Here is a 21,665-nt window from a genome sequence, read left to right as displayed (position 1 = left end):
GCCTCAATGTCCCCGGACCTTATGTGGTGGTCCGTACTGCGTTTATGCCTTTGATCCGTCGCCTGAATTTGCCTGTTTTGGTCTGACGGTCGGGGCTTTATTCTTTTAGCGGATCACCGACCCGCATGATTTCCCACTCTAGCGTGATGCCGCTTGTTTCGTAAACCTTTTTTCGCACCTCTTCGCCCAGACCTTCGAGGTCGTCAGCGGTGGCGGTGCCGGTATTGATCAGGAAGTTCGAATGTTTCGGGCTCATCTGTGCCCCGCCGCGTGTCGCGCCGCGCATTCCGGCATCGTCGATCACTTTCCACGCCTTGAGGTCATGCACGTCATCAGCCTGCCCGGTCGAGGAAAAACCGGCCGGGTTGCGGAAGGTCGATCCGGCGCTGCGGTCCTTGGTGGGCTGGGTTTCGTCACGCTTTTTCAGTTGCGCTTCCATTCGGGCGTGAAGGTCATCGGGATCGCCGGACGGGCCTTCGAACGTGGCCGAAATCAGAACGGCGCCTTCGGGCAGGTCGGACTGGCGATAGCGAAAGTTCAGATCCTCGGGCGTCAGGTCCCGCAGGTCGCCCTGCCGGGTGACAATGGTGGCCTTGCGCAGCACATCCGCCGTGTAGCTGCCATAACAGCCCGCATTCATCCGCACCGCGCCCCCGATCGAGCCGGGGATAGTGCGCAGAAAGGTCAGGTCCACGCCCGCATCCGCCGCCTTGCGCGCAACATGTGCATCCAGCGCCGCCGCGCCCGCAGTGACGGTGTTGCCCTCAACTGAGATGGCGTTGAACCCGCGCCCCAACCGGATCACAACGGCCCGCAAGCCACCATCGCGCACGATGAGGTTCGAGCCGACCCCCATCGGAAAGACCGGCACATCATCTGGCAGATCGCGCAGGAAGGCCTGCAAGTCTTCGACATCGGCAGGTTGGAACAGATAATCCGCCGGCCCACCAACGCGGAGCCATGTGAGGTCAGACAGGTTGCGCGCTTTGGACAGGCGGCCCCGGACATCGGGAAGAACAGGGGGAAGCAGAGTCATGTAGTCGCGCGCACCGCCAGGCTGCGCCCACCGACCCCGCCCATGATTGCGGCGAAAAGGAAGGGAAGAACACCGGCAGTCAACCAGACCAGCGGGCCGAACGCCTTGTCTTCTTCACCCGTTCCGACACCAGCCAGCACGACGATCAGCCCCAGACCAACCGCGGATGTCAGCCCGATCAGCCACAGAAGGCTGCGCAGGCCAAGCCAGCGGCCCGCCGTAAACCCGGCAGCGGCACCCAGAACGAAGGAAACGAGCGGCAGATAGGCAAATGTGGCGATTGTCGCCATGACAGACCTCCTGAAGTTGGCCGGTTATTCTTTGGCCGCCTTCATGCCCTGCATTTTCGACTTTGTCCAACGGGTCAGATAAATCACCGGCCAGCGCAGCACGGACATGCCCATTGCCAGCACCAGCAGCCCGATCCAGGGGCCGTTTTCATAGGTGACATAGCCGACGATGGGAATGCCCACGATGATCAGGATATAGGCGCGCGTCCAGTGGTTGTCGGTGCTGGGGATCAGCGCAAGAACGTTGGCAGCAAAGCCCCACAGGGCCGCCAGAGCGATAGACCATGTCATTCTGCGACCTCGCGCCCTGTCCATTTGCGCCAGTAATACCGGATGGGGTTGCGGAACATCGACACGAACCCTGCAAATGCCGCGACCGACCAGAACCAGCCGTGGACATATCCAAGCCACACGATAAGCATTGGTGCGCAGACCAACAGGACAAACCCCGGCGGGAATTGCAGCCGCATCGGCAACATTGCCACGATGGTGGCGCAGATCACCCAAAGCGCTGCAAAGATCATCGAATAGTCCATTCGCCCCTCCGAGGACACGCGACTGTTGCGGTCAGAGTATCACACTTTTAAGTTGTGCAACAAACAAATGACGCGTCAAACAGCTTGTTTTCTTTGCAATCTCTCGGGCAGGCCATTGGCCCAGGCGCTGATCGTACCGGCCCCGAGGCAGACGACCATATCGCCCGGACGGGCCTGTTCGCGGACGAGGCGTTCAAGGTCGTCTTCATCCAGCAGCGCGCGGGCGTGGCGGTGGCCGTGACGGATCAGGCCCTGCACCAGATCGTCGCGCGACGCGCCTTCGATCGGGTCTTCACCAGCGGCAAAAACCTCGGCAATGGCCACGACATCGGCGTCATTGAAACAGGTGCAGAAATCGTCAAACAGGTTGGACAGGCGCGAATAGCGGTGCGGCTGATGCACAGCAATCACGCGGCCTTCGGTCGCCTGACGGGCGGCCTTGAGAACGGCGGCTATTTCGACCGGGTGGTGGCCGTAATCGTCGATGATGGTGACACCGTCGATTTCTCCGACCTTTGTAAAGCGACGGTTGACGCCGCCGAAATTGGCCAGCGCATCGCGGATTTCCGCAGCTTTCATGCCCAGATGACGGGCGACGGCAGCGGCGGACAGCGCGTTTGAGACGTTGTGATCGCCGGGCATCGGCAGGGTACAGCCTTCGATCATCTTGTCTTCGTATTGCAGATGGATGTCGAAATGCGCCACGCCGCCCTTGTAGGTCAGGTTCACCGCCCGCACATCCGCCTGCGCGTTGAATCCATAGGTGCGGACACGGCGGTCGGTGATGCGCCCGACAAGGGCCTGAACCTCGGCATGATCGGTGCAGCAGACGGCCAGACCGTAGAATGGCAGGTTCGAGACGAATTCGTAGAAACCGTCGCGCAGCCTGTCGAAATCACCCCAATGTTCCATATGCTCGGGGTCGATATTGGTGACAATGGCGATGGTTGCGGGCAGCCGGTTAAAGGAACCGTCGCTTTCGTCGGCTTCGACCACCATCCATTCGCCCTGCCCCATCCGCGCGTTCGATCCATAGGCGTGGATGATGCCGCCATTGATCACGGTCGGATCGAAATCGCCTGCAACCATCAGTTCGGCCATCATGGTCGTCGTGGTGGTCTTGCCGTGCGTTCCGGCAATGGCAATGTTCGAGCGCAGGCGCATCAGTTCGGCCAGCATGTCGGCGCGGCGGACAACGGGCAGACCTTGGGCGCGGGCTTGGTCCAGCTCCGGGTTGCCCGGTTTGATCGCGGTCGAGACAACCACGACGGCGGCGTTTTCAAGGTTTTCGGCGCGCTGGCCGACGAAAATCTCGGCCCCCAAACTGGCCAGACGGTCAGTGATCTTCGAGGCTTTCAGATCGGAGCCCTGCACCTGATACCCCAGGTTCAGCAGCACCTCGGCGATGCCCGACATACCAATCCCGCCGATGCCCACGAAGTGGATCGGCCCTACGTCCTGCGGCAGTTTGGTTGCTGGGTTCATGTGGTCTCCTTCTGCGCCAGCTGCTCGACCAGAGCGACCAGACGCTGGGTGGCATCGGGCGCCCCGACCGACAGGGCACCATGGGCCATTTTCTGTGCGGCTTCGGGGTTCGTGAGAACTGTGGTGATTTGCTGTGTCAGCGTGGGAACGTCAAGCGCATTTTCCGGGATCATGATGGCCCCGCCGGCCTGGACCAGCCCGCGCGCGTTGGCGGTCTGATGATCCCCAGCGGCAGCAGCAAACGGGATCAGGATCGAAGGGCGACCGATGACCGAGATATCGGCCACGCTGGACGCGCCCGAGCGCGAGATCACCAGCTGCGCATCCGACATGCGGCGGGGAATGTCATCGAAGAAGGGCTGAACGTCGGCGCGGATACCATGGTCTTGGTAGAATGCGCTGACCCGTTCGCCATCTTCATCCCGCGCCTGATGCGAGACACGGATATGCGCGCGAAGGTCTTCGGGCAGCGCGGCAATCGCACCGGGCACTATATCGCTGAGGATGCGCGCGCCCTGCGAGCCACCCATCACCAGAACCGACATCGGATAGTCACCCGGCGGGATATACCCGGCGGCGGCACGGTCCAGGACCGCGGCACGCACCGGGTTGCCGGTGTGAATGCCATGCGCGCCTTCGGGCAGATCCGTCGGCCAGACGCCGCAGGCCACCTGCGCAACGCGGGTTGCAAACAGCTGGTTCACGCGGCCCAGTACCCCGTTCTGTTCATGGATCATCCGCGGTATTTTCAGCAGGGTCGCGGCGCCCAGCGCCGGGATCGACGGATAACCGCCAAAGCCCACGACAACATCGGGTTTGTCGCGCATCATCTGGAAGATCATGCTGGTGACACCACCAGCGATAATCGGGCCAACCATCGCCTTTGCCGCCAGGCCGCCACGGGCGAAGGTGGCCGAGGACGCCTCGACAATTTCGGTCGAATGGGGAAAGCCACCGGTATAGCGCGCACCGCGCGGGTCGGTGGACAGGCGCACGCGCCAGCCCTTGTGCAGCATCGCCTCGGCCAGCGCCTGAGCGGGGAACATATGGCCCCCGGTGCCGCCAGCCGCAATCAACAGGTAAGGGTTCCCCATTATCCTCGTCCGCGCAGAATATCGCCGAGTTCGCCCTGTGGGCGGGTTCGGGTGAAGGCCAGCAGCATGCCAACGGCAATACCGCCTGCAATCAGGGATGAGCCGCCATAGCTGACGAACGGCAAAGTCATGCCCTTGGCCGGCAGCAGACGTACCGCAACACCCATGTTGATCATCGCCTGAACGCCAAACATGCAGGCCAGTCCCGTGCCCGCAAGACGAATGAACATGTCGCGTTCGCGCATCAGCCGCAGCAGCGAGCGCACGACGATCAGCGCATATAGCGCAATGATGATCATGACAAGGATCAGGCCGTATTCCTCGGCCGCGACGGCGATGATGAAATCGGTATGGGCATCGGGCAGCGACCATTTCACCTGCCCCTCTCCCACGCCGACGCCGAACAAGCCGCCCTCGCGGATGGCATTGGTGGCATAGCCCAGCTGGGTTGTGGGATCGACCTCTTGATTTAGAAAGCCGTCGATGCGGCGGGCAAAGTGTTCAGAATTCGAATAGGCCAGCATCCCGCCCAGAACGACAACACCGGCCATGCCCAGCAAAAGCAGCATAGGTGCCCCGGCCACGAAATACATGACGCCCCAGCCGAACAGGATCAGGCAAGCCTGACCGAAATCGGGTTGCATAACCAACATGGCCACGATGGCCATGCAGAGCGCAAAGGACCACAACCGCCCCGGAGGGCCATTGATTTCCTGTGAGGCGGCCAGCAGCCACGCGGCCACGACGACAAAGCCGGGTTTCAGAAACTCGGACGGTTGCAGCGAGGCGAAGCCCAGCGAGTACCAGCGCACTGCGCCCTTGCCGAAATCCGTACCGAACACCGGCAGGAAGACCAGAGCGACGAAGGCCCCCAGAAAACCAAGAACGGCCAGACGCCGCACCAAGGTTGGAGACATCATCGAGGTCAGCAGCATCGCGATCAGCGCCAATCCGCCGAACAAGGCCTGACGCTCGACATAATGGAAGGGATCGAACCCGTTGCGACCGGCCAGTGGCGGTGAAGAGGCCAGCCCCAGCAACAACCCGATGGTAAACAGGATCAGAACGCAGGACATCGTCCAGCGATCGATAGTACGCCACCATTTCGGTAGAATCGGTTCTCCGCGCTGGTCCTGGACCGCGCCATACACCATCTCAGTCATGAGATACCGCCACTCTCTGCCTCGTTAACGCCCCGTTTTCGGGATCTGGCTGAGAGTCTACATGCAATTTGGCGATCAGGCCAGCCTGTTCAGGAGCAAATCGGGATTTCCCGCCCAAGACCCGCGCCGCACGCCCGGATCGCCGGTCAGCCGTTTTACGACGGCCACCGGACGGGAGGAGGTGGGCATCAGACCTTGCTTAGCAGCAGCGGCACATCCAGCAACCCCGCCACACCGAACAGTTCGGCCCTGGGGGGCGGCGTGTAACCGTTGATCGCGTCAGCTTGCAGGGTTCCTGCGGCAGAGGACCAATACCAGTGGGTGTTGTCGAAACGCGTTGCAGATGTTTCGAGGTTCTTGAAGATGGCTTTGATCTGCACCCCATTGAGAACATTGGGCGACTTTCGCTGCATCATCGCTATTGCCCCGGCAACAAGGGCCGAAGCCCCCGAAGTGCCGCCGAATTCAGTATACAGCCCGGCAGGATCGTCCACCGCCTTTTTTCGGGTTTTGACCGCCGCGGCAAGGCTGCCTTCGACATAGCCCCGCGGGCCCGGCACATCCAAGGTCACCAACCGTTGAGGCGCGAATTCGACAATCGGGATCGCGTCACCACTGCCGTCGCGTTTCAGGTGATGTTTCGGGTTTTCCAGATGGAAGTCAGTGGCCGAGGCTGCATCACGGTCCAGACGAATTTGATAGCGGTTGTAGATCTCACCGTCATCCGAGGGGGCGGACACGGTCAGATCAGCAGAGTGGTTTGAATACCCGGACCGGGTGCCATTATAGTTGACGGCCCCCACCGAGATGATCCCGTTGGTTGGATCACCGGACAGGCTGGCAGGGTAAATCAGTTCACTTCGACCGTCATTGCCAGCCGCGCAGACCACCGGAATTCTCGTGCTGACCCATTTGATGATCTTGTCCAGCGCCGACCATGCCACCGAGATGTCGCGCGCGTCGCCGTCGGGTTCGTCGCGCCTCGTCTCGTGCAGGCGCGTCTTTTCGTGCGAGTCCAGACCCGGATAGAACGGCTCGGTGCCAGTGGCAGGGCGAAATCGATATCCCGGCCAGTGGTCCGGGTTCGCGGCATCGCGCGGAAACAGGATGACATGCGCGCCTTTGTGGAGGGCATAAAGAAACGCCGCAATCAATTCTTCCGGGCTGGGCGAGATAGACGTCGTGATCGGAATAATCCTGCTTTTGGGATCAACCCCATAATACGCCGCGATATTGCCGGTATTGCCGAATTGATCCGCCGCAAAGCTGGTTCCGCAGGCCAGCCCGGCACAGCTGGTGCCGTGCCCGGCATAGCGATCGTCATAGGCATCGATGTAACGCTTGACGCCAAAACCCGACCTCAGCCCGGCAATCACCCGCCGTTCCTGAGAGGTCAGGCCCGGAATGCCCAAGGGGTCCTGAATGCCCGACAGATGTTGTACCTGCTCTTCGATATGCTCGGCCCCTGCCCCAACGGTAGACCGGTCGATGTATTTGACGCCGAATGGGTGGCTGGCCAGATCAAGGGCGTCGTCCCGAATGACCCTGTCCGCCGGAACCGGTCCGATATCCGGCGCTTTCAGGTTCGGGTGATGCGGGGCCACGCCCATGTCGATCAGGGCGATTTTCGCCTCGTCCAGAGCAGGACCTGTGAAATCCCAGATCGCGATATCGATTTTCGGGCAGGTCTCTCCATCAGCGGGTGGGGGCGCCTTGACGGTCAAGGCTTTGATCGCGACCAGATGCCAGAGATAGTAATAGCGTGCGTAGTCTTCGTTTCCTGCGGTCATTTCGTCACCTCGCGTTGATCCTTAGCCCAGCCATTCGTCTTGTGCTTCGTCCATCAGTTCGTCCAGAACCTCGGTCAGGTAAGCCACGGTTTTTCTGGCCAGACTTCGCCCGGCGGCTGTGTCGCTTGGATAATGCAGACCGGCCCATTCGCGGTTTTCAGCAATCCGCTGGGCGCGGTGGAACAAAGCGACAGTGCCCGGATGTTCGGGGATCAGCCGCGAGAACAGTTCGGCAATCGCGAAGGATTGGTAGGAGTGGTTCGAGGGGTAAGCCGCATGAAAAGGCACCGGAAGGAAGGGCCGGATCAATGGCTGGATGATATTGGGTCTGGGCCGGCTGAAGCGGTTCTTGTAGGTCAGGCCGATTTCATTCGTTAGTTCCAGCAGGATCGTCATCAGCGCGCGGGTCGCATCAAAGCCGCCCTTCTCGTCAATGCCCAGCGGACTGAGATATTCATCAATACCAAAGCCTGCCTGCGTCACGATTTCCTCGCGCCGCGTCGCCTGATTTGACCACTTGAGCCGCCCTTGCAGGATCAGCAGGTATTCGGTTTCCTTCATGCTTTCGTCAGGGCCCGGTGGCGGCAGAAGATCGATGTTTTCCCAGATTTTGCCCAGCAGTCCGGATGCGGGCAGCATACCGATCCGGCACAGATCGCGCATCTCGCGCCAGCCGAAGGAAGCATCGCTGCCGCCGACGTCAAAATCGCTGCGGTTCCGGTTACGATTGCGATTTCTGTTTCGGTTCCGGTTTCTGTTCCGATTGCGGTTTCTGTTGCGGTTCCGGTTCAGTGCGAATGCCGAAGATGCGCTCATCGCGACGGACGCCGCGCCGAGGGCAGAGCGTTTCCCGATCTCATCGTCTATCGAACCCATTACGCCTGCGTCAGCCTTGAGCGGATCGATGAACCGCTCGTCCTGCATGAAATCACTGAGTTTGCGCAGCGTTTCATCGTCCAACACCTCTGGATCCAGCGCGTTGATCGCTTTACTGTATTGCAGGTAACTCTCTCTCTGGGCATCGAAAATGAAATTGTTCAACTCAGATTGGTTCGCCCCCAATGAGGAGCCGAGACCACCGGTTCCGGCAAGATTCATCAATTTCACCACTTTGCAGGAAATCAGCTCTCCACGTCGGGCCATCATTCCAAAATCATTGAGCGTGGACACGTAAGACATAAGTAAACCCCCTACTTTTACCCCTACTTCAAGCGTGTTGCGGCAACCCGATCCGGGACAGGCCGCTTTCCATCAGTTGCGCGCTGAACCGCGTTGGCACCGGGAACCGGTCCTGCTGGATGCAGGCCAGCGACATGTCCGGTTCCAGATTGGTCAGCCGCTGCAAGGCGAACTCGCCTCGCTGCCGGTCACCTGCGTGCCCGTAAGCCGCAGCCAGATAGCGCATGACGGTTTTGAACTGTGGTTGAACCTCCATCACGGATTCGCCGAACCTGATGGATTTCTCGAACTCGCCATTGACCAGCGCGGCGACACATCCTGCCCCGTCAAACAGATGCCGGTACGGGCTGTGCCGTCCGATAAGCCGTGCCTTCTGCGCGGCTTCCACCGCCAGCGCGGGGCGATCCGTGTAGCAATAGAGCATGGCTGCTGAATCCCAACTCATCGCCCGATAAGGGCTGAGCTCGAGCGCGCGGTCGACCAGATCCTGCGCCACCGAAAACTCTCGGAACACGTAGGAATGAACGTGGGCGACAAGGCCCAGAACAGTGCCGTTATCCGGGTCAGCCTCGACAGCGCGGCGGGCCAGATCGCGCGCCTGCGCTTCCAGTGTGGCATCCCAGGTTCCGTACCGTTCGCCGACCTTGAAGGTCGTGACGTAAGCCAGCCACGCCAGATAGACCGGCTTGGGATCAAGCTCGTAAGCCGCCAGAATATCCGCCTCGAGCTGGTCCAGTCCCGGCCCGGTCATGGTCAACAGGTGATGCACGGCGGCAACGGCGGTTTTCGCCGCGTGATGGGAGGCCGGGTCGCGCATGTGGCGCCCGTTCAGCAAGGCCGTCAGCAAGGCGTCAGTGGCATAGCTGATGAACGATGTCAGGCCCGAGCAGTTCTGCCCCAGAAAGTCACCCTGATCGGCCACCACATTCTGGCTCCAGATCACTTTTCTGTCTTCCGACCGCATTGCGGTGGCGGACACTTGCAACATGCTGCCACAGGTCGAAGCGCGACACTGAAGGAAAAGATCAGGCCCAGCCGACAGTGGTTCCTTTGGAAGCGCAACCTGCGGCACCCGGTAATCCTGAACCTCGAGCGCTTCGGTTTCGGTAAGGGATTTGGACAGCTGTTCCGCAACGATGTTGGACACGAATGCCGCGGTTTCGGAACCACCCCCTACATCCGGAGACAACAGACCGATCACGAAATTCGGGCGCGGTAAGGTGTACGACAGCCGTTCGGACCGGTAGGCCGTTGGGTTGGCGGGAACAGGAACCGGCTGTTCTTTCCCGTCCTTCTCATATGGAACGTCGATTGTTGCGCGGGCCACTTTGAACAGCTCGAGCGAGGCACCGATATTCTTGAGATTGGGCCGCCCGATCGAGTTGAACAGGAAATCCTGCCGCCCGCGCAGCGCATTGCGCACAACGCTTGAGACCAGAACCTCGCCGGATGAGCCGACGCTTTCGATCCGGGCCGCCGTATTCACAGCGTCACCGATGATCTGCTGGTCAACCTCGAACGTGTCGCCCAGATGTATCCCAATTCGATACCCTTTTGCGTACCGGTCGGGGGCATGGGTCAGGACATTCTGCACCCCCAGCGCAGTTTCGACAGCGGCACGCGCGCTTGGAAAAACGGCGCACAGCCCGTCACCGGTCAGGCCGGTCACCCGGCCCCGAAAGCTGTTAACCAGATCGCTGACGCAGTTCAGATCGCGGCGGATTCTGGCCAGTGTCTCAAGCTCGGCCTCGCGGACGGCGGCAGAGTAATCACATGCATCAAGGAACAGGATCGCCCTGAGCCGCGCCTTGGGAAGTTCGCTTGGATTGTTCAAATTCAGATTAATACCCATGATCGTGTCTCGGAACTCTTTAACTTGTTGAAATGTGCCACCCCGAAAACAGGCGGGCTGGCACGCATCAGAGGCGTGTTGTGATTGCAAATGCAGCCGACGGGTGTGAATGGCGCTGCATTGCGCGGGACGGGCCACGGGCCTGAATGGAAATCACGAGGCATTAATCGGCCCGCTGATGAGATTTGGTTTCCAGAATGCGTTAAGTTCAAAATAATAAGGGTAATTGTATTGTTTTAGTGAACTTCCGTCGACATATTTTTATTTTTGCACATATTTTTCGGTGCAATTTGGCCAATTTACCCGGCATCTGTGGCGCTTTGTGCTTGGCGGGAAAGACGGGCTGACGCGGCAAGACTTCCCGTTAGGAGTGCGCGAGGGCTGACCCCGGTCAAGCCTTTGGCATTGGAGCTTCCTGTTGCCGCTAAACCGGGCGGACGGCATGACACGACAGCGGCTGACTGGTACCGGAAATCGATTCTCCAAAAAGTATCTGAACGTTGCCCGGCCCTCGCCGTTTCAGCCGGTCAAGCCAGTCGCCACCCTGTTCGGTGGCCCAACATGTGGCGGGACCAGGTGCCTCGCACAACCTGAACGGTGCCGCAATTTGACCGGACTCGGGAGTGGTTTTCTGTGATCTGCACTCTTCCAATCCCGCCCCGAGACGCGCGCGCAAAATCCCGACAACCAGCCCAAACCGGCCCCCGCGCAAGGGTGTCACCGCCCGCAGGCCCCGATTTACCGGGAATCATTCACCTGACAACTAAATCCTTTGCCTCAGGCCCGATGCGCCGGGTTTCACCCTTGTCATCGCCGAAAATCCACGCCAAGGGCGGTGCATGAAGTTCGATACGATCATATTGGGCGCCGGAGCGGCAGGCATGATGTGTGCGGCCCGTTGCGGTGGGCGGGTGCTGGTAATCGACCACGCCAAGGCGCCGGGCGAGAAAATCCGCATCTCGGGCGGAGGGCGGTGCAATTTCACCAACATGTATGCGGGGCCGGGCAACTTCCTGTCGCAAAACCCGCATTTCTGCAAATCCGCGCTGGCCCGGTTTACGCAGTGGGATTTTGTCGACCTGGTGAACCGGCACGGCATCAAATGGCATGAGAAAACGCTGGGGCAGTTGTTCTGCGACGGCTCCTCGAAGCAGATCATCCAGATGTTGCTGGACGAGATGAGCCGCGCCGGCGCCGAGCTTTGGGTGCAGACCGCGCTGCGTGATCTGCGCAAGGATGGCACCGGATTCGCGCTGGAGGTCGAGCGTGAGGGGCAGCGCCTGCATCTGACCTGCGCCAATCTGGTACTGGCCACGGGGGGCAAATCCATCCCCAAGATGGGCGCGACCGGGCTGGCCTATGACATTGCCCGGCAGTTTGGCCTGCGGGTGACCGACACCCGCGCGGCGCTGGTGCCGTTCACCTTTTCGGATGGCCGGTTCAAGGACCTATCCGGTGTTTCCCTGCCCGTGCGGCTGTCGAATGACCGCACAAGTTTTGACGAAGCGCTGCTGTTCACGCATCGCGGCCTCAGCGGACCGTCCGTTTTGCAGCTGTCCTCCTATTGGCGCGAAGGCGAGGAGATCGGCGTGAACCTGATCCCCGAACTGCCCCTGTTCGATCTGCTGCGCGCACAACGGCAAAATGCAGGGCGCAAGGCGCTGACAACGGCACTGGCGCGGCATCTGCCGTCCCGGCTGGTCGAGTATTTAAGCCAAATCATCCCGATGTCCGGCAATCTGGCCGATCAGTCGGACGCGAAACTGTCTGATCTGGTCGCGGCCCTGTCTGACTGGCGGCTGGTACCGTCGGGAACCGAAGGGTATCGCACCGCCGAGGTCACGCTGGGCGGGATAGATACCGATGATCTGTCATCGAAAACGATGGAGGCCAAGTATGTCCCTGGCCTCTATGCGATTGGTGAAGCGGTGGATGTCACCGGGTGGCTTGGCGGCTACAACTTTCAATGGGCATGGTCATCGGGCCATGCCGCAGGTGTCGCCATTGCCGCCAAGATTTAACCTACGACGTTATACCCGCGACCGCGCATGCAGTTGCGCACGATCACTTCCTGGTTCTGGGTGTTGCTGATCGCGCTGGCACCCACACCGACCAGAGCACCGGCGGCCGCCGCACGGCCCAGATCGCTGGCGCTGTTGTCGATGATCGCTGTGGTTGCCGCCGCACCAGCCGCGCCGATGGCGGCAGCGCCCGCGGTGTTGCTGTCCAGCGTCGGGCGAGACCGGGCCAGCGCCTGACAATTGGCCAGATCGGACTGGTAGTTCGGACCCACAGGCCCGTCGATGATGGGAACATAATTCGCCCCGCTATTGGCGCAGGCCCCGGCCAGCGCAACGACGGGAAGGATGGAGAGAATTTTGCGTGCAGACATTTCCGCTTCCTCTTTATTGACCTGGAGGTGACGCAACCTCAATTCCCACAAAGTGTCAATCTGATTGAAAAATGTCCACATCTACCGGCGGGCTGTTGCAGGTGCGGCCTTAGCACAGCCGTTTTTGCACCTGCGCCGTGAAGTCGTCGCCACGCTGTTCGAAATTGTCATATTGATCAAAACTTGCCGCCGCCGGAGCGAGCAGAACGGTCTCGCCCGCCTGGGCTTCCGCCATGGCCTGCGCCACTGCCGCCTCCATCGTGGTACAAACCTGTGCGTCGACCGTCAGCTGCATCGCAAAGCCCGCCGCCTCACGACCGATGACATAGGCTTTTATCACTTGATCCGCTGCTGCGTTCAGAGCTGCGACGCCGCCTTCTTTCTCAAGCCCGCCACAGATCCAGCGGATCTGTTTGAACGCAGTCAGCGCCTTCAGGGCGCTATCGACATTGGTCGCCTTGGAGTCGTTGACATAGGTTACCCCGTCCGCCTCGGCGATGATCTGGCTGCGGTGCGGCAGGCCCGGGAACGCGTGCAGCGCATCCTCGATCACGCGCGGCGCTAGGCCCAGCGACCGGCAGGCCGCATAAGCCGCACAGGCGTTCTGGTGGTTATGGGCACCGGGAAGGCCTTTGATCGCGCGCAGGTCGATAGACCCGGCCTGCCGCCCCTTGCGGTATTCCGACAAAAACCCCTTGCGCGCGAAGACCTGCCATCCCGGCCCGGTCAGCTTTCGCGTTACCGAGATACGAATTACGCGGTCATCCGCTGGCCCTTCGGCCAGCTGGCCAGCAAGAAAGGCGCCTTCGGTTTCATCGATGCCGACGATCGCACGGTCCGGGCCGCCTTCGGCAAAGAGGCGCCGTTTGGCCGCGAAATATCCCCCCATGCCGCCGTGGCGGTCCAGATGGTCGGGCGACAGATTGGTAAACACCGCCACATCCGGGGTCAGCGCACGGGCCAGTTCCGTCTGGTAGCTGGAAAGTTCCAGCACCACGACCGAGCCATCGCCACCCGGATCGATATCCAAAACACCGCGCCCGATATTTCCGGCCAACTGCGCCTCGCGCCCGGCCGCGGTCAGGATGTGATGAATCAGCGCCGCGGTGGTGGATTTCCCGTTCGAGCCAGTGACCGCGATGACCCGTGGCGGAGTGTCATAGTTGTTCCACTCCGGCCCCGCGAAAGAGCGGAAGAACAGGCCGATGTCATTGTCGACCGGCACGCCTGCATCCAAGGCTGCGGCAACCACGGGGTTGGGTTCGGGATAAAGATGCGGAATGCCCGGCGAAACGATGAGCGTGGCAATGGTGTCAAACGCCCCCTGTTTGCGCAGGTCGGCACAGGAGAATCCTTCGCCCTCGGCTATGGCGCGGGTTGTCGGGTTGTCATCCCAGCAGACCGGCTCCGCCCCGCCTGCGCGCAAGGCGCGTGCGGTTGCCAGACCGGACCGGCCCAATCCCAGAACCGCAACTTTCTGCCCTGAAAAGCCTTTGACCGGGATCATTCTACACACCTTCTTTGATTTGGATTTGGATTTGGATTTGGATTTGGAGGCCACACTGCACTGAAGAAAATCACAATGACAAGGGGCGTGTCAGGCTCGCGCTGCGGCGCGAGCCGGGCCCAACAGGTGGCAGGAGGGCCGCAGGCCCACCGAACCTGGCGGGAGCCTTACCGCACCTTCAGCGTTGCCAGACCGATCATCGCCAGAATCAGCGAGATGATCCAGAAGCGGATGACGATGGTCGGCTCGGCCCAGCCTTTTTTCTCATAATGGTGATGGATCGGGGCCATCAGGAAGACCCGCTTGCCGGTGCGTTTGAAGTAGAGGACCTGAATGATCACGCTCAGCGCCTCGACCACGAACAGGCCGCCGACGACGGCCAGAACCAGCTCGTGCTTGGTGGCAACGGCAATGGCGCCCAACGCGCCGCCCAGCGCCAGCGACCCGGTATCGCCCATGAAGACCGCCGCCGGGGGGGCATTGTACCACAGAAATCCCAGACCCGCACCAAAGAGCGCTGAGGTAAAGATAAAGATCTCACCGGTGCCCGGCACGTAATGCACGTCGAGATATTCGGTAAAGTCGACGCGGCCCACCGCATAGGCAATCACGCCCAGCGTCGAGGCGGCGATCATCGCTGGCATGATGGCCAGCCCGTCCAGACCGTCGGTCAGGTTTACTGCGTTGGCGGCCCCTACGATCACGACAATCGCAAACGGGATATAGAAGATGCCCAGATTGACCAGCGTGTCCTTGAATACGGGTACAGCCAGCTGGTTCTGCAACGCTTCGGGGTGGTGCAAAGTCGCCCAAAGCGAAGCCAGCACGGCAATAATCACGCCCAATGCGAGGCGCATCCTGCCTGAAACCCCCTGCGTGTTCTGTTTTGAGACTTTCGCGTAGTCATCCGCGAATCCGATGGCCGCATAAGACAGGGTCACGAAAAGCACCATCCAGACATAAGGGTTATCCAGTCGCGCCCAGACAAGGGTCGAGGTCACAAGAGCCCCGACAATCAGCAAACCGCCCATTGTTGGCGTGCCTGCCTTGGAAAAATGCCCCTCGGGGCCATCATTGCGGATCGGCTGGCCCTTGCCCTGCTTTCTGCGCAGCACGTTGATCAGGGGTTTTCCGAAGATGAACCCAAAGATCAGTGCCGTCATGAAGGCACCGCCTGCGCGGAAGGTGATATACCGGAAGAGGTTCCAGAAATCCCCGCCATCCGACAGAGCGGTCAACCAGTACAGCATGACAATACCTTTCTCACACGAGGCGCACGGGCGTGATCACCCATCAAGCGCGCCCCCTTGCCCCATTTTGCGCAGACCGTCAACAATCGAGGCCAATCCCATGCTGAGGGAGCCCTTGGCCAGCACAGTATCGCCATCCCTGACCAGCGAAGGCAACTGTTCGGCCATCTCGGTGCTGGTTTCGGACCAGAGGCCGCGTTTCACCGGAGGCAGCGCGTGGTGCAGTGCCCGCATCAACGGGCCGATACAATGCACCTGATCAACATGTGCCATCGCTTTGGCATCGGCCATGGCGGCGTGCATCGCCTCTTCCTGCGTGCCGAGCTCTTTCATGTCGCCCAGAAAGGCGATACGGCGTTTGCCTTGTGACGCGGCGAGCACGTCCAGCGCGGCCGCCATCGAGGTCGGGTTGGCGTTATAGCTGTCATCCAGCAGTTCGATCTGTCCGCCGCCGGGCAGGGAAAGGCTTTCCCGTACACCGCGCCCCTTGACCGGGGACCATGCGCGCAGACCCGCAACAGCCTGATCCAGATCGACACCCAGTTCAACGCAGGCTGCCAAAGCCCCCAGCGCGTTCATGGCGAAATGCGTACCGGCAGAGTTCACCTCAAAACGGAATACCTGATCACCAACGGCAGCTTCGGCATTCACGGTGTTCGCCCCCTGCTGAACGTCGGTCAGCCGGTAATCCGTTGCGCCTTGGCCGAAATCCACGATCCCGGCCCCCTGCTCAAGCGCCGTTTGGCGCAGGATATCCGCGTGCTCGATATCTGCGTTGACGATTGCCGCGCCACCGGGTTCGAGCCCTTCAAAGATCGCAGCTTTTTCATGGGCGATGCCAGCCACATTCTCGAAGGCTTCCAGATGCACCGCCGCCACGGTCGTGACCAGCGCCACATGCGGGCGGGCCTGCCGGGCCAGCGGGGCAATCTCGCCCGGATGGTTCATGCCAATCTCGATCACCGCGAATTCAGTGTCGCGCGGCATCCGTGCAAGGGTCAGCGGAACGCCCCAGTGGTTGTTGTAACTGGCCACGCTGGCATGGGTTTTGCCTTGCGTTTCAAGGATCACGGCCAGCATTTCCTTGGTCGACGTCTTGCCGACACTGCCGGTCACCCCCACCACACGCGCATTCGTTCTGGCACGAGCCGCCTGCCCCAAAGCCTCGAGCGCCGCCTGCACATCATCAACGATCAGCAGTGGTGCGTCTGGCGATACGTTGTCGGGAATATGCGAAACCAAAGCCGCGCCTGCGCCTTTCTCAAGCGCCTGAGCCACGAATTCATGCCCGTCCCGCGCCGCTTTCAGCGCCACAAACAGATCACCGGGTTGAAGGGTGCGCGTGTCGATGGAGACACCATCAGCGGTCCAATCGGCCGTGACCCGCCCACCCGTTGCCTGAGTGGCCTCGGATGCTGTCCAGAGCGTCATGCGACCCTCCCGTCCAGCGCGGCGACGGAAATGCTGGCCTGTTCGACATCATCGAAGGGCAGCACCTGATCGCCGACGACCTGACCGGTTTCGTGGCCCTTGCCCGCAATCAGCAACGCGTCGCCGGGTTGCAGGGCATCGATGCCGCGCAGAATGGCTTCGGCGCGGTCGCCGACCTCGGTCACGCTGACGTCGCCCGCTGCCTCGAGCGCACCTGCCATGACGGCGGCGCGGATGGCGGCGGGGTCTTCGCTGCGTGGGTTGTCGTCGGTGACGAAAACCATATCTGCGTGGTTGGCGGCTGCCTTTCCCATCAGCGGGCGTTTCGTGGCATCGCGGTCGCCGCCCGCGCCGACAATGGCGATCAAACGACCCATCACATGCGGACGCAGCGCCTTGAGGGCGGTGGCCACGGCGTCGGGGGTGTGCGCGTAATCCACAAAAACCGTCGCGCCGTTGTCGCGGGTTGCGGCCAGCTGCATACGCCCGCGCACGGTGGTCAGGTGCGGCAGCGTTTCAAAGACCCGTTCGGGGCTGTCGCCCGCAGCAATCACCAGCCCGCAGGCCAGCAGGATGTTTTCTGCCTGGAACCCTCCGATCAGGTTCAGGCGGGTCTGGAAGGTCCGGCCCTGCCACGCAAATCGCAGATCCTGCCCGGTGGCATCGAACCGCTGGTTGATCAGGCACAGATCGGCGTCGCCCAACCCGACGGTCAGCACCGATTGACCGCGTGCCTCAGCGATCCGGCGGACCCGAGACCCCTTGGGATCGCTCAGGTTGATAACAGCCGTGCCATCTTGCGGCAGAACCCGGTCGAACAACCCGGCCTTGGCTGCGAAATACGCTTCAAAAGTCTCGTGGTAATCCAGATGGTCCTGCGTGAAGTTCGAAAACCCGGCAGCGGTCAGGTGCACGCCATCCAGGCGGCGCTGTTCAAGGCCGTGGGACGAGGCCTCCATCGCGGCGTGGGTCACACCGTTTTCGGCGGCTTCCGCCAGACAGCGATGCAGGGTGATTGGCTCGGGCGTGGTATGGGCCAGCGGTGCGGTCCATGCCCCTTCGACACCGGTTGTCCCAAGGTTGACGGCGGCATGGCCCAGTTCGGTCCAGATCTGGCGCACAAAGGTGGCAACCGAGGTTTTTCCGTTGGTTCCCGTGACCGCGACAATCGTCTGCGGCATCGCACCGAACCATAGGGCGGCGGCCCCGGCCAGTGCCTGACGCGGGTCTTCGACAACCACCAGCGCCGCATCCGACGCCGCAAGTTCAGTTGTTGCGATTTTCGCCCCTTCGGCATCGGTCAGGATGGCGGCGGCCCCCATGCGCAGGGCGTATTGAATGAACGTGCCGCCATGAACCCGCGTGCCGGGAAGAGCTGCAAACAGGAAACCATCTTTCACCTCGCGGCTGTCAACGGCCAGACCGGTGATCTCGGGGTTAACCCCGCCTCGCGCGGTCAGGGCCAGTTGGCTGAGTTTCTTTGTCCTTGTGCCCATGACCCACCTCTTGCCGGACAGCCTAGTTTGAGGTCAGCGTTATAGCAGCGCCCGCCTCAGGCTCAAGCCGGGGACGCAAGCCCAGCAGAGGTGCCACGCGACCAATAAGTTCGGCGGCAACAGGCACTGCTGTCCAGCCTGCGGTGCGGCGTTTTCCGCCGTAAGCCACGATCGAGGGTTCATCTAGCGTGACGATCAGAACATATTTCGGATCGTAGGCCGGGAAGAGCGTTGCGAAAGTGGCGATGACCTTGTCTTCGTAATACCCGCCGCGTGGCTTGGGCTTGTCTGCCGTGCCGGTCTTGCCAGCCACGTCATACCCTTTCACCTCGCCAAAGCTGGCAGTGCCATCCGTCACCACCTTGCGCAGCATTTTCTGCGCCTGACGCGCGGTTCCCTGCGACATCACGCGGGGGCCGTATTGCGGGCCATTCTGGCGCAGGATGGTCGGGCTGACATAGTGCCCGCCATTGGCAATCGCCGCATATCCCGCCGCCAGATGCATCGGGCTGGTTGACAGGCCATGGCCGTAGGAGATGGTCACAGTGCTCAGCTCGCCCCATTTCTTTGGCTTCAGCGGCACACCGCCCGTGGCCTCGACAATCTCAAAAGGGGTCGGGTCGAACATGCCGAGAGCATTCAGAAAATCCTGCTGCCGCTGCGCGCCGATCTGCAACGCCAGACGCCCGGTGCCACGGTTCGAGCTGTGGACGATCACATCCGCTACACTGATCTTGCCGTAATTCTTGCCGTTGAACTCTCCGATCGGGAAGCGCCCGATCTTCATCGGGCCGGATGTATCGATGATGGTGTTCGAGTTTACCAGCCCAAGTTCAACCGCCTGCGCGGCGGTGAAAATCTTGAAGACCGACCCCAGTTCGTACACGCCCTGCACATAGCGGTTGAACAGCGGGCTGTCCGAGGGATCAAACCCCGAGGTCGGCGGGCGTGGGCGATCATTGGGATCGAATGAGGGTAGCGAGGCGGCGGACACAACCTCGCCCGTATGCGCATTCATCAGAACCGCCGATGCGCCCTTGGCGTTCATGATCTTCATACCGCCGTAGAGCACCTGTTCGACCGCGGCCTGAATAGTCAGGTCCAGCGACAGTTGCAGCGGCTTGTTGCCATTGGCCGGGTCGCGCAGATAGTCGTCAAACTGCTTTTCCACCCCGGCCACACCGATCACCTCGGCGGCGCTGACGCCCTCGCGGCCAAAACCGGAGCCGCCCAGGATATGCGCGGCCAACTTGCCATTGGGATAGAGGCGCATCTCGCGCGGGCCAAACAGGATGCCGGGATCACCGATGTCGTGCACGGCCTGTTTCTGTTCGGGCGAAATGCGTTTCTTGATCCACAGGAACTTGCGCTTACCAGTGAAATCCTTGACCAGACGCTCTTTATCCAGATCGGGGAAGATCGCGACCAGCTGATCTGCTGCCGCAATCGGATCGATCATCAGTGGCGGCTGCGCGTAGACGGAATAGGTATCCAGATTGGTGGCCAGAATGCGCCCTTCGCGGTCGACGATATTGGCGCGCTGCATGGCAATCGCGGCCCCCGGCGCATTGGCCAGTGGTTCCTGCACCTCGGACGTTGCCAACATGCCCATGCGGACGCCGACAACCGAGAATGCGCAGAAGAAGAACAGCCCCAGCACCAGCAGACGCCCTTCGGCGCGGGCGCGGGCGCGGTCTTTCATGTCTTCGTGGCGCTTGCGAATGTTTTCACGCTCGATCGCCTTTGGGTTTTCGCCACGGGCGCGGGCGTCAAGGATACGGGCCAGTGGACGAAGGGGCGTGCGTGTCATGGGATCTGCACCTCGCCCAATGCCTGAATGTCGGTGATGGCCTGCAATTCAATCGGGTCAACGATGGGCAGGTCCGGGTCTTCGGCAAAGGCGATCTGATCGGCGCGCCCGAACTGTTCGGCCCGCAGAGGCAGCAGACCAAGGCGTTCAAAATTCAGGTCCGCCAGCTCTCGCAGCCGGTCGGGGCGGTTCAAATAAGCCCATTCGGCGTTCAGGACCGCCAGCCGCACCTGCGCCATGCCGATCTCGCGTTGCAGGGATTGCGTTTCCTTCACCACCTGTTGGGTGCGATAATTCTCCTGATAGGCCCAAAGCGCCAATCCGAACACGGACAGAGCAGTCAACACATACAAAACACTCTTCATCTTGCCCTTCCCCCAAGTTGAGGCATTCCAATGGCGCGGGCCTCAATTTCCCCCGCCGGAGCATCGGTGCGGATCGCGACACGCAGCTTGGCCGAGCGCGCGCGCGGGTTTTCCTGCAATTCCTGTTCGTCGGGCCCAACAGCCTTGCGGGTCTTCAGCGTGAATTGCGGCTGGTCCTGTTCCATCTCGGGCGCATAGCGGTTCGCACGCCCTGTTTTGCCCGCGCGCGACTGAAAGAACCGTTTGACCATCCGGTCCTCGATGGAATGGAAGGTGACAACAGCCAGCTGCCCACCGGGTTTCAGCGCACGTTCGGCGGCCATAAGGCCCTGAAACAGCTCTTCATATTCGGCATTCACCGCGATCCGCAGACCCTGAAAACTGCGCGTTGCGGGATGCGATTGCCCCGGTTTCGGGCGCGGCAGACAGGATTCGACAATCTCGGCCAGACGCAGGGTGGTTGTGATCGGTGCCTCGGTTCGCGCCCGGACAATCGCCTTGGCAATCCGGCGGCTGGCGCGTTCTTCGCCATAGTGGAACAGGATATCGGCCAGTTGCGCCTCTGTCGCTGTGTTTACCAGATCAGTGGCGCTTTCACCTTGCTGGCTCATCCGCATATCCAGCGGACCGTCCTTCATGAAGGAAAACCCGCGCTCGGCCTGATCCAGCTGCATTGAGGACACGCCAAGATCCAGTACAACGCCATCCAGATCCTGCGCGTATTCGTCCATGCGCGAGAATACGCCGGGCTGCATCACCAGCCGGTCGCCGTAATCCTGCGCCCAATCTGCCGCCATTTCAAAGGCCAGCGGGTCACGGTCTACACCGATGACCTTGTCTGCCCCGGCCTCCAACAACCCGCGCGTATAGCCGCCCGCGCCAAACGTGCCGTCCAGCCAGATGCCCGTGACCGGCGCAACCGCAGCCAGCAAGGGGCGCAGCAGAACGGGGATATGTGGTTTTTCAGATGAGGACGCAGCGCCGGCCAT

At 61.2% G+C, this 21,665-nt stretch carries 19 protein-coding genes; 1 reads left to right on the top strand and 18 read right to left on the bottom strand.

Translation table 11 applies throughout. The features are described from left to right. Window positions 1–97: 97 nt before the first annotated feature. The 10 genes from murB to AC2FLO_RS08580 all read right to left on the bottom strand — a co-directional run bounded on the left by murB (window position 98) and on the right by AC2FLO_RS08580 (window position 10,425). Window positions 98–1,036 (bottom strand): UDP-N-acetylmuramate dehydrogenase, encoded by a 939-nt coding sequence (gene murB / locus AC2FLO_RS08625; protein ID WP_496752671.1) that lies wholly within the window; start codon window positions 1,034–1,036, stop codon window positions 98–100. Continuing rightward, on the bottom strand, window positions 1,033–1,326 hold the full coding sequence (locus tag AC2FLO_RS08620) for a hypothetical protein (protein WP_209504519.1): 294 nt from the start codon (window positions 1,324–1,326) through the stop codon (window positions 1,033–1,035). Before AC2FLO_RS08620 ends, murB begins: the two co-directional genes overlap by 4 nt. 24 nt (window positions 1,327–1,350) lie before the next feature. After that, complete coding sequence (locus AC2FLO_RS08615) at window positions 1,351–1,617, bottom strand: DUF2484 family protein (protein ID WP_267363876.1); 267 nt, start codon at window positions 1,615–1,617, stop codon at window positions 1,351–1,353. Further along, window positions 1,614–1,862 carry a DUF2484 family protein gene (locus tag AC2FLO_RS08610; RefSeq protein ID WP_480583041.1) on the bottom strand — a complete coding sequence of 83 codons (249 nt, stop codon included), beginning with the start codon at window positions 1,860–1,862 and terminating at the stop codon, window positions 1,614–1,616. Before AC2FLO_RS08610 ends, AC2FLO_RS08615 begins: the two co-directional genes overlap by 4 nt. A 75-nt stretch (window positions 1,863–1,937) precedes the next feature. Continuing rightward, window positions 1,938–3,347, bottom strand: coding sequence for a UDP-N-acetylmuramate--L-alanine ligase (gene murC, locus AC2FLO_RS08605; protein WP_480481858.1), 1,410 nt, complete (start codon window positions 3,345–3,347; stop codon window positions 1,938–1,940). Then, on the bottom strand, window positions 3,344–4,441 hold the full coding sequence (locus AC2FLO_RS08600; RefSeq protein ID WP_480899058.1) for a UDP-N-acetylglucosamine--N-acetylmuramyl-(pentapeptide) pyrophosphoryl-undecaprenol N-acetylglucosamine transferase: 1,098 nt from the start codon (window positions 4,439–4,441) through the stop codon (window positions 3,344–3,346). Before AC2FLO_RS08600 ends, murC begins: the two co-directional genes overlap by 4 nt. Then, window positions 4,441–5,604 (bottom strand): putative lipid II flippase FtsW, encoded by a 1,164-nt coding sequence (gene ftsW / locus AC2FLO_RS08595; RefSeq protein WP_480506256.1) that lies wholly within the window; start codon window positions 5,602–5,604, stop codon window positions 4,441–4,443. The genes AC2FLO_RS08600 and ftsW overlap by 1 nt, the downstream gene beginning before the upstream one ends. A gap of 188 nt (window positions 5,605–5,792) precedes the next feature. Continuing rightward, window positions 5,793–7,394, bottom strand: coding sequence for a S8 family serine peptidase (locus AC2FLO_RS08590; RefSeq protein WP_496752674.1), 1,602 nt, complete (start codon window positions 7,392–7,394; stop codon window positions 5,793–5,795). Window positions 7,395–7,415: 21 nt separating this feature from the next. After that, window positions 7,416–8,573, bottom strand: coding sequence for a phosphatase PAP2 family protein (locus AC2FLO_RS08585; RefSeq protein WP_496752676.1), 1,158 nt, complete (start codon window positions 8,571–8,573; stop codon window positions 7,416–7,418). 28 nt (window positions 8,574–8,601) lie between these two features. After that, complete coding sequence (locus AC2FLO_RS08580; protein ID WP_496752678.1) at window positions 8,602–10,425, bottom strand: adenylate/guanylate cyclase domain-containing protein; 1,824 nt, start codon at window positions 10,423–10,425, stop codon at window positions 8,602–8,604. 839 nt (window positions 10,426–11,264) lie between these two features. Here AC2FLO_RS08580 and AC2FLO_RS08575 point away from each other — a divergent pair. Continuing rightward, window positions 11,265–12,446, top strand: a complete 1,182-nt coding sequence (locus AC2FLO_RS08575; protein ID WP_496752680.1) for a BaiN/RdsA family NAD(P)/FAD-dependent oxidoreductase — start codon at window positions 11,265–11,267, stop codon at window positions 12,444–12,446. Here AC2FLO_RS08575 and AC2FLO_RS08570 read toward each other — a convergent pair. From AC2FLO_RS08570 to rsmH, 8 genes are all read right to left on the bottom strand, one after another. Then, a complete protein-coding gene (locus tag AC2FLO_RS08570) occupies window positions 12,443–12,817 on the bottom strand; it encodes a glycine zipper family protein (RefSeq protein WP_480475937.1) in 375 nt (124 codons plus the stop codon). The two genes, AC2FLO_RS08575 and AC2FLO_RS08570, sit on opposite strands and share 4 nt — an antisense overlap. A gap of 109 nt (window positions 12,818–12,926) precedes the next feature. Then, window positions 12,927–14,324 (bottom strand): UDP-N-acetylmuramoyl-L-alanine--D-glutamate ligase, encoded by a 1,398-nt coding sequence (murD, locus tag AC2FLO_RS08565; protein ID WP_496752682.1) that lies wholly within the window; start codon window positions 14,322–14,324, stop codon window positions 12,927–12,929. Window positions 14,325–14,491: 167 nt separating this feature from the next. Further along, entirely contained in the window at window positions 14,492–15,574 is a 1,083-nt protein-coding gene (mraY, locus tag AC2FLO_RS08560) for a phospho-N-acetylmuramoyl-pentapeptide-transferase (RefSeq protein WP_480506250.1), read from the bottom strand. A gap of 36 nt (window positions 15,575–15,610) precedes the next feature. Next, window positions 15,611–17,005, bottom strand: a complete 1,395-nt coding sequence (locus AC2FLO_RS08555) for a UDP-N-acetylmuramoyl-tripeptide--D-alanyl-D-alanine ligase (RefSeq protein ID WP_496752684.1) — start codon at window positions 17,003–17,005, stop codon at window positions 15,611–15,613. Then, window positions 17,002–18,501 carry a UDP-N-acetylmuramoyl-L-alanyl-D-glutamate--2,6-diaminopimelate ligase gene (locus AC2FLO_RS08550; protein WP_496752686.1) on the bottom strand — a complete coding sequence of 500 codons (1,500 nt, stop codon included), beginning with the start codon at window positions 18,499–18,501 and terminating at the stop codon, window positions 17,002–17,004. The genes AC2FLO_RS08555 and AC2FLO_RS08550 overlap by 4 nt, the downstream gene beginning before the upstream one ends. 22 nt (window positions 18,502–18,523) lie before the next feature. Next, entirely contained in the window at window positions 18,524–20,311 is a 1,788-nt protein-coding gene (locus tag AC2FLO_RS08545) for a peptidoglycan D,D-transpeptidase FtsI family protein (protein ID WP_496752688.1), read from the bottom strand. Next, on the bottom strand, window positions 20,308–20,676 hold the full coding sequence (ftsL, locus tag AC2FLO_RS08540) for a cell division protein FtsL (protein WP_209504535.1): 369 nt from the start codon (window positions 20,674–20,676) through the stop codon (window positions 20,308–20,310). Before ftsL ends, AC2FLO_RS08545 begins: the two co-directional genes overlap by 4 nt. Further along, entirely contained in the window at window positions 20,673–21,665 is a 993-nt protein-coding gene (gene rsmH, locus AC2FLO_RS08535; protein WP_496752791.1) for a 16S rRNA (cytosine(1402)-N(4))-methyltransferase RsmH, read from the bottom strand. Before rsmH ends, ftsL begins: the two co-directional genes overlap by 4 nt.

It is taken from the genome of Ruegeria sp. TASC047, from assembly GCF_059612445.1.
This window is presented reverse-complemented; position numbering and strand designations above follow the sequence as displayed.